The following is a 14,520-nucleotide window of genomic DNA, read 5'->3' as shown; positions in this document are numbered from 1 at the left end:
TTTGATGACTGCGCCCACCCAAAGTCCCCTACCGAAACGCTTATTAGCGCTGATGCTGGTATACGCAATACTGGCACTGAGTGGGCTGTTTTATGGTCGTGGAGTTATTCTGTCGCTATTAACCTTAATGATGTTACTCGCCATCACGGCACGTCATAAGGCGGGATTGTGGTTGTTGCGGGGTTACGCTATTGTCGGCCTAACAGGTAGCACATTGCTGCCATATCTGCTTGAGATTAACCCACAACTGCAACAGCAACTCCAACAAAGCCAACTGTGGCATTACCTAGATAGCGTTCCTGGCTGGCTAAGTATAGGATTATTGATCGCACTGACCATGCTACAACTGTGGCTGGTGTTCAGCGCTAAGGTCAGTCGCTTTTTCTGTCGAGATATCAACTTCAATATTATGCAGTAGCAAAGGTTGAACTTGAAAAAGAGATAAAAAAACCGTCCATCTGGACGGTTTTTTCGTGGTGTCTGGGTCAAACAGAAAAACTGGCACCACAACCACAGGTGGTTTTAGCATTAGGGTTTTTAACAAAGAAGCGAGAGCCTTCCAGCCCGGAAGTGTAATCCACTTCGCCACCGACCAGATATTGCAGACTCATTGGGTCAACTATCAGTTGTACGCCCTGCTTTTCTACGGTTAAATCACCATCGTTAATTTTTTCGTCGAAGGTGAAGCCGTACTGAAATCCTGAACAGCCGCCACCAGTCACATAAACCCGCAGTTTAAGCGCACTGTTTTGTTCTTCTTCCAGCAAAGCTTTTACTTTTGCAGCCGCCGCATCAGTAAAACGGATGGGCATTGCTGATTCAGCTTGTTCAGTCATTACTACCTCTTACATCTGATTGCTGTGGCGAATTATCTAATACCTGACCTTCTTGTTCAAGTATTATGCCGGAGTCTTTTTCTCCAGTCAGTAATTCAGGCACACTATAACTTTGTTCGGTTTCACCGCCTTTGCTCCAACGGCTAGCAGGCACAATCACTTTAGCCGAGATCCGCTGCAGCTCGAAGGCATCTGGAAGCACAAATTCGGTTTCAACAACCTGGAAATACTTAAAGTTAAAATTAAGTTTGCCTTTACCTATCAAAGACTCCAAGCTGATGTTGGTTTCTTTACCCGCTTTAAGCCCTTGTAACGTTACCTCGGCATTGCCCTTCAGCGGCTGCTTACGTTTCTGTAGTTGAGTCAGGACAAGCCGCAGACGGTAACTCCCGGCTTTATGCCCTGCTTGTAACTCCATACCGTTAATCGCCACGCCATCAACATTGTTCTCTGGCGCCATGATACTGCGGTAAAACGTCAGCTCTCGCTCCAACTCCTGCTGCTTCTGATGTTGCTTGGCAAACATCTCCTGCATCTGTTTATTGGACTCTTTTGCCAACTGTAATTCAAGGTTACGACTGGCCAATATTTGTGACTGTCCAGTCAATTCAGCTCTTAATTGATTGATCTTAATAATATTAGATTTATTTGAAGTGGGACTATTATCTTGCCACAGCGACAGGGATAACGCCCCAACGGCAAACGCAATCAGTAGCAGTGCCAGTAAATACACAGATGATGGTCGGATATTTCGCTCCAGTAGCTGCAGCCGAAATAGCCAACGGTGATATTTTGCCATTATCTTGTGGCCCCTATAGGCAATCGTGAGTGTGGGGAACCCCGTCACCATCGCTAAATGCGACGGCTGGCGTCAAAACTTAAAAAGTGTTCCGCCTTAATTACGGAGCACCTCAAAGGGATGTTACGGAGTTATGCCACCATCGGCGCGTATTAGCAACTCATGCGAGAGCACTTGTTCAGTTCTTTATCAAGTCCTGCTGATTACGCTGAAGTTGCGGGCTTTTCATCTTCGCCACCAGCAGTTGCAGCGGTAGCATCAGCCGCAACATCTGCAGGTACCTCACCCGCATTGCTCTGCTCGGCATCGACGGTAGCAGCGGCGTTGGCCTCGGCCGCCTTAGCCGCCAGTGACTGTTGTAACAGGGCCGAATATAAAGGACTGCCACCCAGTGCTTGTGCAATAAAAGTGGCGCCTAAACAGGTTGCCAGTAACGGCAGAATCAACTGGTAGTTATCCGTCATTTCTACCACCAGTACAATGCCTGTCACCGGAGCGCGTACCGTGGCAGCAAATAGCGCGCCCATACCTGCCACCGCGTAAATGCCAGGTTCAGCGACTAAGTCAGGAAATAATCCTGCAGCAACAATACCATACGCCAGCCCCAATAAAGTACCCAACGCCAGCATAGGGGCAAAAACGCCACCTGGAGCGCCTGAAGCAAAGCAGCTGATAGTTGCCAGCATCCGCAGCGCAAACAACAACACCAGAATCGCCCAGGCCATCGGTTCACGCACAAAATCCGTAATCAGCGCGATACCACCCCCGGAAATATCTGGAACATAGAGTTGGAAAAAAGCAAACACACCACCGAACAACGCGCCGGTCAAGGTCACCTTAAGCAAACGGTTGTGGTGATACTTTTTGAAGGCCGCCGTTGCCCGCAAAATCCAGCGGTTAAAATAGATGCCAACAATGCCGAAAACTATTCCTAGCACCACAAACAACCATAATGAGGCCAGTGGCGGCACTTTGAACGTGGGAATGTCCATTACCGCCTCTTGACCGCGGAAATAGCGCAGCACAATGGTGGCCATGAGTGTCGCCAGCGTAATACATTTAAACGAGGTAAAGTTATAGCGGAACTGCGGCCGCATCTCCTCAACGATAAACAGAATGCCTGCTAATGGTGCATTAAAAGCCGCCGCTAATCCGGCAGCCGCGCCAGACGCGGTTAACACATGCGGTGCATACTGAAAGCGCTTTGCCGCCTCGGCACACATGCGGCCAACTGCACCACCAATCTGCACCGACGGCCCTTCCCGCCCCAATACCATTCCAGAGCTGATAGTACAAACCCCGGCAATAAATTTAACCGGCAACACTCGCCACCAGCGAATGTCATGTAAACCATCCAAGGCACCTTCAACATGTGGAATACCACTGCCTGCGGTCTCAGGTGCAATGCGGGCTGTTAGCCAAAAACCCAATGCAGCCACTACCGCCCCTGTAATAATCACCAAAATCGCAGTTATCCACGCAGGCAATCCCAGCTCATCGAAGTAGTGAATACGGTAATCTGTCATGAAATGGATAGCAATTTCGAACATTGACACGATCAGGCCGGCAATCGCGCCTACTAACGCAGACAACGCCAGTAACACCAGATAATCCGGGTGCGTTGTAAAATAGTTAGAACTTAAACGCAGTCTGAGTTGGGTCCCCGGGTGGAAGTGAAAATCTGGAAACTTAGGCATGTGTTTGGGTACTTAGCTGTTAGTCAATTTGCCGAAAACTAGGCCGTCACCGTATATGAGCGGCTGGCTAATGCTAAGGCATACACTGGCAATTCTCCATTTTTTTATGCAATTGCATTAGCGTTCTGTGGTGCAGGCAACATACCGGACGTGATTACCGCAAAATATTACCTGTTAAACAGCGCAAACTATCGTTTAGGTATTGCTAGCTATTTGTTTTTATTGCCATATGCCATTTTTAACTGAAAGAGCTAAATTTGAAATTCAACATCGTTCACTAGGTGTTACCCAAGACAACTTTCGGTAATTTTCCGAGACAGATCATTTTAATGATTAGGGGCATCTGTTATAGTTTCGCCTCAGCCAAACACCCTACAACCACTGTGCCACAAAGGCACACCCTACACGGAAACAAGGCTGATGAACCAATTCCAGGGATCTCACATCCTGTCTGTAAACCAGTTAGATCTGGACGCCATTCAAACCATTTTTGATGTTGCCAAGCGTATGACCCCCTACGCATTACGGGAAAAACGTACTCGTGTGCTTGACGGTGCCATTTTAGGTAACCTGTTTTTTGAGCCCAGTACTCGTACCCGCGTCAGCTTTGGCTGCGCCTTCGACCTGTTAGGTGGCCGAGTAGCAGAAACGGTTGGCATGGCCAACTCATCCCTGTCGAAGGGTGAATCGCTATATGATACCGCCCGAGTACTGTCCAGCTATTCCGATGTTATCGCCATGCGTCACCCACAATCATTTTCAGTAAAAGAATTTGCCGAAGGCTCGCGAGTGCCGGTGATTAACGGCGGTGATGGTTCCAACGAACACCCAACGCAAGCGCTGTTAGATCTGTTCACCATAAAAAAAGAGCTTAACAGCAATGGGATGACCATTGATGGTATGCACATCGCGATGGTGGGCGATCTGAAATTCGGCCGTACAGTGCATTCACTGTCGCGCCTGTTGTGCATGTACAAAAACATCAGTTTTACCCTGATTTCACCAAAAGAGCTGGCGATGCCAGACTCTGTGATCGCCGACATTGAAAATGCTGGCCATCGCGTCACAATTACCGATCAATTGGAAGGTAATTTACATGATGCTGATATTCTGTATCTGACACGGATCCAGGAAGAACGCTTCCCGTCCCAAGAAGAAGCGGATAAGTATCGTGGCAAATTCCGTTTGAACAGTGCCATCTACACCAAAAACTGTAAGTCCAATACCGTTATCATGCATCCACTGCCACGGGATTCCCGCGCGCAGGCCAACGAGTTGGATAACGATCTCAACAACCATCCTTACTTGGCTATTTTCCGCCAGGCGGATAATGGCTTGTTGATCCGTATGGCACTGTTCGCCCTGACACTCGGTGTGGCCCATCAACTGGAACAATACGAGTGTCCGGTCAACTGGTATTCACGCAAGGCCGACAGATAAGTCGGCTATCAACTGTAAGGAAATGATATGACCCGTTCTGAAGACCTGTTTGAACAGGCCAAGCAAACTATTCCCGGCGGTGTTAACTCACCGGTGCGCGCCTTCAACGGTGTGGGCGGCACCCCACTGTTTATAGACAAAGCCGATGGCGCGTATATCTATGACGCCGATGGCAAGGCTTATGTGGATTATGTGGGTTCATGGGGACCGATGATCCTGGGTCACAATCATCCCAAAATCCGTGAAGCCGTATTGAATGCCGTCGCTAATGGCCTGTCTTTCGGCGCACCAACTGCCCTCGAAGTAAAAATGGCGCTGAAAGTTAAAGAGATGGTGCCCTCCATTGAGCAAGTTCGTATGGTGAGCTCAGGTACGGAAGCCACCATGAGCGCTATCCGCTTGGCACGTGGCTTCACCAAGCGCGACAAAATTCTCAAATTTGAAGGCTGCTACCACGGTCATGCCGATTGTCTGCTGGTAAAAGCCGGTTCCGGTGCTCTGACCATGGGCCAGCCAAGTTCTCCAGGGATCCCAGAGGACTTTGCCAAGCATACGCTAACGGCTGAGTACAATAATCTCGATTCAGTGAAAGCTTTGTTCGAACAATATCCAAATGAAATCGCCTGTATTATCGTGGAGCCCGTTGCCGGTAACATGAACTGTGTACCGCCTCAGCCTGGCTTCCTGCAAGGATTGCGGGCGATTTGTGATGACTACCAAGCGCTGTTAATCATTGATGAAGTGATGACCGGTTTCCGCGTGTCCAAAGGTGGCGCCCAAGGTTATTATGGTGTGACACCCGATCTCACCACTCTGGGTAAAGTGATTGGTGGCGGTATGCCAGTCGGTGCGTTTGGCGGCCGTAAAGACGTGATGCAATATGTTGCGCCAACTGGGCCGGTATACCAAGCAGGCACCCTTTCGGGGAACCCAATTGCCATGAGTGCTGGTTTGGCACAATTGGAAGCACTATGTGAACCTGGGATTTACGAAGCACTGGCAGAGAAAACCAAACGGGTTGCAGAAGGCATAAAAGCCGCTGCCGCCAAACATGGCATCGCAATGGCGGTGAATTATGTAGGTGGCATGTTTGGTCTGTTCTTCACCGATGCACCAGAAGTGACCAACTTTGCCCAAGTCACTAAGTGCAATGTCGAGCAGTTCAAAGTGTTCTATCACGGCATGCTGGATGAAGGCGTTTATCTGGCACCAAGCGCTTTTGAAGCAGGTTTCTTGTCAATGGCTCACGGCGAGCAAGAGATTGCCGCCACGCTTGCCGCTGCCGACAAAGTATTTGCCAAAATGAAGTAATTCAGTTCACAGCTAAAACAACGGGGCCATGTGCCCCNTAAATGCTTCCTCGATTTTTAGCGAAGTCAAAGAGGCAAATAACATGAGTAGATACGAACAAGCGTCGCATGTATTTTGGCGATGTCAATATCACATAGTTTGGACTCCGAAGTACCGATTTCGGATACTAAAGAATAACGTGGGCAAGGAAGTCTATCGTTGTATTCACATATATTGTCAGCAGTTAGGCTGCATAGTGATGGAATTAAATGTTCAAGTGGATCATGTGCATTTAGTGGTCAAAGTTCCACCGAAACTATCGATATCAAACTTGATGGGTGCATTAAAGGGGAAGGTGGCGCTGAAGCTATTCAGCAAATTTCCATATTTGCGAAAGAACAAAATGTGGGGAAATCACTTCTGGCAAAGGGGTTATTTCGTAGATTCTGTTGGTATTAATGAAGAAATAATTCGCAGGTATGTCCGCCATCAAGAAAGAGTCGAAAAACAAGAGCAAGCTGAGCTTGCTCTTGTATAGAAGGCCCCCTTTTAGGGGGTAATCACAAAGCCACCTTCTTCAGAAGGTGGTTTTTTACAGCTAAGACGCCTTCAAGATCTCAGCGCCTTCTCCCAACGGCGGGATTGACAGTAACGGCGTAGGATATACCAGCGCTAGATGCAAATGCCACCCGACCAAAGTCCCATCATTTCTGAGCAGCGTTCGGATTGCAACACCACCCACAATATGTTCAGATCTGTGCGCTTTATCACACCAACCTTAATTGAAGCTTGATAGTCAGCACTCATGGCTGACGCAGACTCTGGCAGGGACGACCCATGCTGCACACTTTTTTACTCATCTTGGCGGTGCTGGCACTGCTTAGTATTATTTTTGAAGAAATCACTCACATCAATAAGGCCAAAACGACGCTGTTTCTAGGCTGTATTTCGTGGATTGCCTTATTCGTCGCGGCTGGCGATGGTGGTCATCAAAAACTGGTTCAGGAGCGATTATCAGAAAATCTGCTAGAAATCGCTACCTTATGGTTATTTCTCATGTCGACCATGACGTTTGTTGCCTATCTAAATGCGAAGGGAATGATCCAGATTATTGTTGGCAAACTGTTCCCACAGCAGATCAGCGTCAGGATGTTAATGATCCAAGTTGCCCTGTTTTCGCTGGGGCTGTCGGCCATTTGCGATAACGTCACGGCGACACTGGTATCATTAGGGCTATTGACGACCTTCCAACTCGACAGTCACCTTCGGCGTCGGATGGCGGTATTGATTATTTTTGCCGTGAACTCCGGTGGGGTTTCGTTGATTACCGGTGACGTGACGACTCTGATGATCTTCTTAGGCGGCCATGTGCACATGATAGATCTGCTACTGCTGGTGATTCCGGCAGCAGTTGCGGTCATTTTGCTGGCAATTCTGTTCTCGCTGAGTGCCAAAGGCACAGTAAGCGCGGTTCCGGTGCAGCAACAATATGAAACGGTTGATCTGATCATTGCATTGATTTTCATCAGCACCATTATCCTTACCATGCTGCTCAATATATTGTTTGGTATTCCTCCCGTACTCACCTTTCTCACCGGACTATCGGTGATGTTTTTGGTGGGGAAAACGGTTCATACCGATACAGAAGAGATCCGCATCCTCGAATATATTCGTCAGGTTGAATACGACACCCTGCTGTTTTTCTTAGGAATTCTGTTACTGGTTGGAATGCTGAAGGAGATTGGAGTACTCGATCAACTGGCACAGGTTTACGCCGGACATAATCCAGATATTGCCAATTTTGTGACCGGTATGGGCTCAGCATTGCTGGATAACGTGCCATTGACCGCAGCGCTGCTTAAGGCCGATCCGCAATTAGCACTTTCTGGTTGGTTAGGACTGACTTACGCGGTGGGTGTCGGCGGCTCTTTGCTAGTCATTGGTTCGGCTTCTGGAATTATTGCCATGAGCAAAGTTAAAGAGTTGACGTTTGTTTCTTATCTCAAATATGTGCCAGCACTGTTACTCTCTTACTGTACGGGGTATGGCCTAACGCTGTTATTAGGGCACTACCTTAATAACTGACAAACAACATTTGTATCCGATAAGTAGAAAAGGCGCCTAACAGCGCCTTTTCTTAGTCATCAATCGAGTGCCTATATCGCAGGTACTTTAAAACGTGTTCCTTGAATATCCAGTACCACATCACGTGGACGGATCTCAATAATTTTAAGTTTGCCCTTAATTTTGTCGCCTTCTTGCAACTCCTTGCCATCCACATTCAGCCAGCGCTTTGTGGGATCGGTAGCATACATATGCGCGGTAATATTAAATTCTGGCACCTGCAGCTGCAAACTGGCGGGCAGGTTGCCATAAGAGGGATATTGCAGGTTCTGTTGTTTGGGTAAAGGCTGCTCCTCGGTCGGCGTCATAGGTTTGTCAATGGCATTGCGCCGTTCCACTTCGCTTAGCGCCGCCTGAAATTTGGCAATCAACGCTTGCTGATCTTCTTGCACCGGTTGAGATTGGGGCTGAGGTTGATCTTCAATGCCGGTCTCGTCAGCTGCAGTTTGTACTTCATTTTTCAGATCTTGCAGCGCTTGCAACCCTCTTTGATTTGGTTGCGCCCCAAGGATTATCGGATCGTTACCATCATTGGCCGCCACACTTTCAACCACTTGCGGTTGCGCACTCGGAGTCACCGTTTTATCAACCGCAACAGCTTGATTCGGCTGAGATGTCACTACCTGAGCAGCATACTGAGGGCTCGGTAATGGCTGTGCAATAGGCAGAGCGGCGCGCCCGGCTACCCGAACTCCCGCATCTGCCGCTGTATCGTTGGCTGTATTCGTTTTAACCTGCGGCACACTCGCCACTGCAGGCACTTGCGGCTCAGGAGCCACTGCACTTACCGCCTTAACCTGCCAATGCCAAGCAAACGCCAATGCACCACCAGCTAGCAAAGCCATCATCACCACAGCTATTGGTTTCCACGGTAATGATGTTGTTTTTTCTATGGCTATTCTAGGGGTCAACACGGGGTCGAGATTACTATCCAGTTGCTGTTGCTTGGCGCGGGTTACTGCATCCAACAGAATCGACATCAGCGAGCTCCTCCGTTTTGCAGCACCGGACCATGATTATGCTGGTAAATACTTAGTTGAGCGAGTGTTGCCAATGAGGCATCACTTTCAACTGGCAAACCGTGAGCTCGCTGAAAGTCTTTTAACTCCTGCTCCAGCTCTGTATCAAAGTAGCTCATTACGCGCGGCGACCGTTGACTAGCGGTTGCTAAGGCATTTTCCAGCCACTGTACTTTGTCGAGACTAGAGCTAGGGGTGATAGCCTGCTGCGCCTGAGCTGCTGGTTGCCACAATAATTCATACATGCCACTAAAGTGCTGATTGAACCAATCATCAGTTACCCAGAATTGCTGCTCGCCTAACTGCAATAACAATTGTTGCGCATTGCTGGAAACCAACGTGCCATAAAATGCTTTACCTGCATCGTCGGTGAGATACACAACCGCGGGGTAATTCAATTTTTGCAATGAACTCAGGGTCCCTTGCTGCTGAAAACAGGCCAAGCCCAACTGGCTCGCCGATTGGCAGGCAGAAACTCCGGCATAAGGCGCTTTACTCCATAGGCCAAACAATGCCGCATAGGCGGTATCAATGTCTCGGCTCTTATCGATAGCGCTGGTCAAAACTCGCTCGGTCAGCGTGACCTGTTTGTCCGCTACATGGGTAGCAGGTTGGGCCGGGGCCAAAGCGACCGTATTTTCCGATGCCTGCGCCAGATTTATGCCTTGGTGGTAATAATTCTGCCAGTAATAGCCGCCACCAAACGCCAGCACTAATGCGCCTAAGGCTGACAGTGGCAGCCACCAGCGCCGTTGCCGAGGTAATTCGCCCAACACCTCAGCCGCCGCAGCGTTCACCATCTTGCGATCAATGGGGGTACGAGACTGACCATACCCCGCCATCAGTGCGCGTTCACACAACAGGTTAATAATGCGGGGAATACCGCCACTAAAGCGGTGCAGTGCGCGAATAGCCCCCTTGTTAAACAGCGGTTCCATCCGTCCAGCAACCTGTAATCGGTGTTGCACATAGAGCCCGACTTCCTGCTCTGTCAGCGGTAATAAGTGATAACGCGCCGTGATACGTTGCGCTAACTGCCGCAATTCCTGACGTTTCAGCAGTTGTTGTAATTCAGGCTGACCGATAAGAATGACCTGCAACAGTTTCTTGGTATCGGTTTCCAAATTAGTCAACAGTCGCAGTTGCTCCAGCACCTCCGGCCGCAAATGCTGGGCCTCGTCAATAATCATGACGGTATTTCTACCTGCCTGATGGTTATCGAGCAGATAACGACTGATAAGATCGGTCAGTTGTTTAAGTGTTGGTGCCTCGCCGTAGTGAATACCTAGCTCGTCACACAAAGTCGCCAGCAGTTCAGCTTCCGTCAGCGATGGGTTCAGAATAAAGGCGGTATCGGTATTTTCCGGCAGTTGTCGCAACAAACAGCGCGACACAGTGGTTTTTCCGGTACCGACTTCACCAGTAAGCAATACAAAGCCACCGGTTTCTCCCAGACCATATTTCAGATGCGCCAGTGCTTCCCGATGACGATCACTTAAAAACAGATAACTGGGGTTGGGAGCAATGGAAAACGGGTTATCACTCAGTCCGTAAAACGCCTTGTACATGAGCTCGGCAATCCTTGGTTGAAAGAGACAGCTCAGTTTAAGACAAGGCCAGTGTTTGTCAAAACCTCCTGCAGCTAATTGTGTGATCACTCGATGAAGTCCACAGCAACCATTGCCCGTGTTATTCTTGCAGGAGACATATTAATGAAGGATTTATGGCAAGTGCAGACATATCTGGTTGGTGGCGCAGTGCGCGACCAAATGCTGGGATTAACGGTCAAAGACCGGGATCATGTGGTGGTGGGCGCAACAGAGCAGCAGATGCTGGCACTGGGCTATCGTCAAGTGGGCAAAGACTTTCCGGTGTTTCTACATCCTCAGACACAAGAGGAATACGCACTGGCACGCACAGAACGCAAGATTGGTCGCGGCTACGGCGGATTCAGTTGCTATGCCAGCCCAGATGTCACACTGGAACAAGACTTATTGCGGCGAGATCTCACCATCAACGCCATGGCATTAGATGCAGATGGCAAACTGTATGACCCGTTTAACGGTCAGCAAGACTTGCAACAACGCCTACTACGGCACGTGTCTCCTGCATTTGTGGAAGATCCGTTGCGAGTACTGCGAGTAGCGCGCTTTGCGGCACGTTTCGCAGCGCAAGGTTTCACCGTCGCCGCTGAAACCCTCACATTGATGCAACAGATTGCTGCCAGTGGCGAGTTGCAGGCCTTGACGGCCGAGAGAGTATGGCAAGAACTGGAAAAAGTATTGCAATGTGATGCCCCACAGATCTTTTTTGAAGTGCTGCGCAGTTGCAATGCATTGCAACCCCTAATGCCAGAACTTGATGCGCTATTTGGCGTGCCACAACCAGCCAAGTGGCACCCGGAAATCGACTCAGGGATCCACACCTTGATGGCGCTCAAGCAAGCAGCCCAACTGACCACAGATCCCCAAGTACGTTTTGCAACGTTAATACATGATCTGGGCAAAGCGCTGACACCAAAAGAACTGTTGCCAAAACATCATGGTCATGGTCAACGCGGCCTCGTTCCTATCCGCCAGTTATGTGAGCGTCTGCGCGTACCTTCCGACTATCGGGATCTCGCATTGCTGGCCAGCGACCAGCACCAGAACATCCATATATTGGATGAGTTGCGCCCGGAAACCGTACTGAAGCTGTTCGACAAAGCGGATTTCTGGCGCAAACCAACGCGGTTAAAACAGCTAGCGTTAATATGTGAGGCGGATGCCACCGGCCGCTTGGGTTTAGAGCACAAAAGCTACCCTCAAGCTCAGCTGTTGCAACAGCTGTTTGCCGCTGCGACCACAGTGAATGTGCAACCGATTATTGAAGCTGGCTATCAAGGGCACGCCATTCGCCAGCAGCTCAATCTGCAGCGTCTGGAAAAAATCAGACTTGTTAAGCAAAACTACGTAAAAAATGACACAACTTGTTAGATATTTCATATAGAAACCCAGAATTAGGCCTTGAAACTTGCATTTCTGATCATATTGGATAAGGTAAAAAGGAGTTTTTGTTAATACCCATAGCAAATTAAATTGGCTATGAGATAATAAGCACGAATCGGTTGAACATCAGCCGAACGACTAAAAACCAAACCTTCAAAAGGGATTTCTTCATGAACAAAAAAGTACTGATGATTGCTGGCGTAGCAATGACTGCTCTGTTAGGTGGCTGTGCAAACACCACTGCTTTGGAAGAAAGCGTTGCCAACTTGGGTAACAAAGTTGACCAGCTGTCTGCCGAAGTAAGTGCAATGAAAGCTGACCAGAGCAAACTGTCTGCTGACGTGAAAGATGCCAAAGCAGCTGCTATGGACGCTCAGGCAGAAGCCAAACGCGCTAACGACCGTCTGGACAATGTAGCTACTCGCTACAAAAAATAATAATGGTGGCATTTCCCACCATAGAAATCGGCAACACTTTAGTGTTGCCGATTTTTTTGCTGTTACCTATAAATCTGCCAAAACGTTCATATCCTGCCGATACCCACCACCTATTAGCTGTGCAGTGCAATAAAAACACACAGCCCCACGCCCAGCAATAACCGATAGATAACAAACGGTGTCATGCCCATTCTGCTGATAATTTTGAGGAAGTAGTGGATACAAGCATAAGCCGCAACAAAAGAAATAGACGTTCCTAAAAGTAATGCCTGCATATCAAGCGGCTCCGGACTCTCGGCCAAATCTTTCACCACCAGAATTGCCGCTCCCAAACTCACAGGTACCGACATCAGAAATGAGAAACGCGCAGCAGCTTCGCGAGTTAATCCCAGCATTAATGCGGCGGTCATGGTGATGCCTGAACGAGACGTTCCCGGGATAAGCGCCAGCGCTTGCGCAAAACCGATGATTAGCGACTTACGCCAGCCGGACTGATATTCTGTGAGCGCCAATCGGGAGTGTTTATCTGCCCACCATAACAACAAGCCAAATACGATAGTCGTAAATGCAATCACACTGGCACTGCGCAAATGAGTTTCCACAAACCCCTTTGCCATAAACCCAAAAAACACGGCGGGAATTGTTGCCAAAATAATCCACCACGCAAGCTGGCTTTCATTGCTTGACTGGCGTTTTACAATACTTGCCAACCAGGCCTTTGCCATGTTGTATAGCTCATGGCGGAAATAGATCACCACAGCCAATAACGAACCAGTATTGACTGCCACATCAAACGACAGCCCCTGGTCCGGCCATCCCAGCAACTGTGACGGCAAAATCAGATGGGCGGAACTGGAAATCGGCAGAAATTCGGTCAATCCTTGAATAAGTGCGAGAATGACCACCTGTATAATATCCATACAACTCCTTGAAATATCAGGCCAACGGGCCAAAATCCACAGCTACTGGCCAGAGTTTCTGGCGCGACTTATCATATTCATCCCACAGTTGCGCGTAGGACTTACCGGCAATTGGATGCACCAAAGTCGGCGCAAGTTCCGCCAACGGCCATAAAACAAATGCATTAGTGAGGATCTCCGCCCGCGGTAGTACCACTGGGTTCTGACATATCAGATCGTCATACAGCAACAAATCTAGATCCAGCGTACGAGGCGCAAACTTCTTGGCGCCGGGCAACCGACCATGGCGCAATTCAATCGCTTTAAAGCAGGCCACAACGTCAGCAACCGACATCACCGTTGGCACGGATACCACCATATTAAGGAAGTTACTGCCGTTAAAGCCTACCGACTTGCTTTCATAGATAGGTGAACAGGCAAGCTCGCCGAAAATTGTCTGCAACTCCTGCAGACCAGCCCGCAAGTAACGCTCAGGTTCAATATTACTGCCCAGACTGATAAAGACTCGAGAACTCACACTATTACCTGCTACGCTCGATTTCAACGCCCACCGCTTGTGCAGCCGCCACCGCCCCGGGTTTCATTACTCGCACTTTGACCCAAGGCACTAGAAATTCCTCCAGCAGACAGGAAGCAACACGCTCGGCAACAGTTTCAATGAGTTCTATGGGCTTTGCGGTGATGAGCTGTACTAGCCGTTTACTGACAGTTTCATAGCATAGTGCCCGCTGGTAATCGTCATGTTCCGCAGCCGCTCGGTTATCCCAGGCCATCTCTAGATCAAGTACCAGTGTTTGGTGCAGTTGTTTTTCCCAGTCATAGATGCCAATCACGGTATCTACCTGCAGCCCGGTTATCAGGACTTTATCCATAGTTTTCCTTGCAGATTATGGAGGTCAGATAAGCTTTCACACTTAAAGCCGGTATAATCCGCGCTTTACCTCCGGATATTAGCGGTCAGCTCTTTCTCA

The 14,520-nt window shown here is 49.0% G+C and carries 14 protein-coding genes and 1 pseudogene; 7 read left to right on the top strand and 8 right to left on the bottom strand.

The window, feature by feature from the left end; all coding sequences use genetic code 11:
• The first annotated feature begins 4 nt into the window (after nucleotides 1-4).
• Nucleotides 5-418, top strand: a complete 414-nt coding sequence (locus tag IE064_RS09085; protein ID WP_189617552.1) for a hypothetical protein — start codon at nucleotides 5-7, stop codon at nucleotides 416-418.
• Nucleotides 419-485: 67 nt separating this feature from the next.
• Here IE064_RS09085 and erpA read toward each other — a convergent pair whose 3' ends face one another.
• The 3 genes from erpA to clcA all read right to left on the bottom strand — a co-directional run bounded on the left by erpA (nucleotide 486) and on the right by clcA (nucleotide 3,332).
• Nucleotides 486-836 (bottom strand): iron-sulfur cluster insertion protein ErpA, encoded by a 351-nt coding sequence (gene erpA / locus IE064_RS09080; protein ID WP_133038015.1) that lies wholly within the window; start codon nucleotides 834-836, stop codon nucleotides 486-488.
• Nucleotides 829-1,635 (bottom strand): DUF6776 family protein, encoded by an 807-nt coding sequence (locus IE064_RS09075; protein WP_189617551.1) that lies wholly within the window; start codon nucleotides 1,633-1,635, stop codon nucleotides 829-831. The genes erpA and IE064_RS09075 overlap by 8 nt, the downstream gene beginning before the upstream one ends.
• Before the next feature lie 203 nt (nucleotides 1,636-1,838).
• Nucleotides 1,839-3,332: a H(+)/Cl(-) exchange transporter ClcA gene (clcA, locus tag IE064_RS09070; protein ID WP_133038013.1), complete on the bottom strand. Its 1,494-nt coding sequence runs from the start codon at nucleotides 3,330-3,332 to the stop codon at nucleotides 1,839-1,841.
• A gap of 420 nt (nucleotides 3,333-3,752) precedes the next feature.
• Between clcA and IE064_RS09065 the strand changes: the two genes are divergently transcribed.
• The 4 genes from IE064_RS09065 (at nucleotide 3,753) to nhaD (ending at nucleotide 8,147) form a co-directional block, all read left to right on the top strand.
• The gene (locus IE064_RS09065; protein ID WP_189617550.1) at nucleotides 3,753-4,772 is read left to right on the top strand and encodes an aspartate carbamoyltransferase; all 1,020 of its coding nucleotides are present in this window, start codon (nucleotides 3,753-3,755) and stop codon (nucleotides 4,770-4,772) included.
• A gap of 27 nt (nucleotides 4,773-4,799) precedes the next feature.
• Nucleotides 4,800-6,083, top strand: a complete 1,284-nt coding sequence (hemL, locus tag IE064_RS09060) for a glutamate-1-semialdehyde 2,1-aminomutase (protein ID WP_189617549.1) — start codon at nucleotides 4,800-4,802, stop codon at nucleotides 6,081-6,083.
• Between the two features lie 82 nt (nucleotides 6,084-6,165).
• Entirely contained in the window at nucleotides 6,166-6,600 is a 435-nt protein-coding gene (tnpA, locus tag IE064_RS09055; protein ID WP_189617548.1) for an IS200/IS605 family transposase, read from the top strand.
• 299 nt (nucleotides 6,601-6,899) lie between these two features.
• A complete protein-coding gene (nhaD, locus tag IE064_RS09050) occupies nucleotides 6,900-8,147 on the top strand; it encodes a sodium:proton antiporter NhaD (RefSeq protein ID WP_189617547.1) in 1,248 nt (415 codons plus the stop codon).
• A 71-nt stretch (nucleotides 8,148-8,218) separates the two neighbouring features.
• Here the strand turns inward: nhaD and IE064_RS09045 are convergent, their stop codons facing one another.
• Together IE064_RS09045 and IE064_RS09040 are read right to left on the bottom strand one after the other, a co-directional pair.
• Nucleotides 8,219-9,166, bottom strand: coding sequence for a general secretion pathway protein GspB (locus IE064_RS09045; RefSeq protein WP_189617546.1), 948 nt, complete (start codon nucleotides 9,164-9,166; stop codon nucleotides 8,219-8,221).
• Complete coding sequence (locus IE064_RS09040; RefSeq protein WP_189617545.1) at nucleotides 9,166-10,773, bottom strand: ExeA family protein; 1,608 nt, start codon at nucleotides 10,771-10,773, stop codon at nucleotides 9,166-9,168. Before IE064_RS09040 ends, IE064_RS09045 begins: the two co-directional genes overlap by 1 nt.
• Before the next feature lie 162 nt (nucleotides 10,774-10,935).
• Between IE064_RS09040 and IE064_RS09035 the strand changes: the two genes are divergently transcribed.
• Together IE064_RS09035 and IE064_RS09030 are read left to right on the top strand one after the other, a co-directional pair.
• On the top strand, nucleotides 10,936-12,180 hold the full coding sequence (locus IE064_RS09035; RefSeq protein ID WP_189617638.1) for a multifunctional CCA addition/repair protein: 1,245 nt from the start codon (nucleotides 10,936-10,938) through the stop codon (nucleotides 12,178-12,180).
• A gap of 182 nt (nucleotides 12,181-12,362) precedes the next feature.
• Nucleotides 12,363-12,629 (top strand): Lpp/OprI family alanine-zipper lipoprotein, encoded by a 267-nt coding sequence (locus IE064_RS09030; protein WP_133038007.1) that lies wholly within the window; start codon nucleotides 12,363-12,365, stop codon nucleotides 12,627-12,629.
• A 113-nt stretch (nucleotides 12,630-12,742) separates the two neighbouring features.
• Here the strand turns inward: IE064_RS09030 and IE064_RS09025 are convergent, their stop codons facing one another.
• From IE064_RS09025 to folB, 3 genes and pseudogenes are all read right to left on the bottom strand, one after another.
• Nucleotides 12,743-13,549 carry an undecaprenyl-diphosphate phosphatase gene (locus IE064_RS09025; RefSeq protein WP_189617544.1) on the bottom strand — a complete coding sequence of 269 codons (807 nt, stop codon included), beginning with the start codon at nucleotides 13,547-13,549 and terminating at the stop codon, nucleotides 12,743-12,745.
• Nucleotides 13,504-14,066: pseudogene (gene folK / locus IE064_RS09020) on the bottom strand (2-amino-4-hydroxy-6-hydroxymethyldihydropteridine diphosphokinase). Before folK ends, IE064_RS09025 begins: the two are co-directional and overlap by 46 nt.
• Nucleotides 14,067-14,070: 4 nt before the next feature.
• Nucleotides 14,071-14,421 carry a dihydroneopterin aldolase gene (folB, locus tag IE064_RS09015; protein WP_189617542.1) on the bottom strand — a complete coding sequence of 117 codons (351 nt, stop codon included), beginning with the start codon at nucleotides 14,419-14,421 and terminating at the stop codon, nucleotides 14,071-14,073.
• Nucleotides 14,422-14,520: the final 99 nt, after the last annotated feature.

Origin of the sequence: Shewanella fodinae (genome assembly GCF_014651955.1) — a bacterium.
Classification (GTDB): Bacteria; Pseudomonadota; Gammaproteobacteria; order Enterobacterales; family Shewanellaceae; genus Shewanella; species Shewanella fodinae.
Note: the sequence above shows the minus strand (reverse complement) of the source record. Positions and strands in the feature narration are given on the sequence as shown.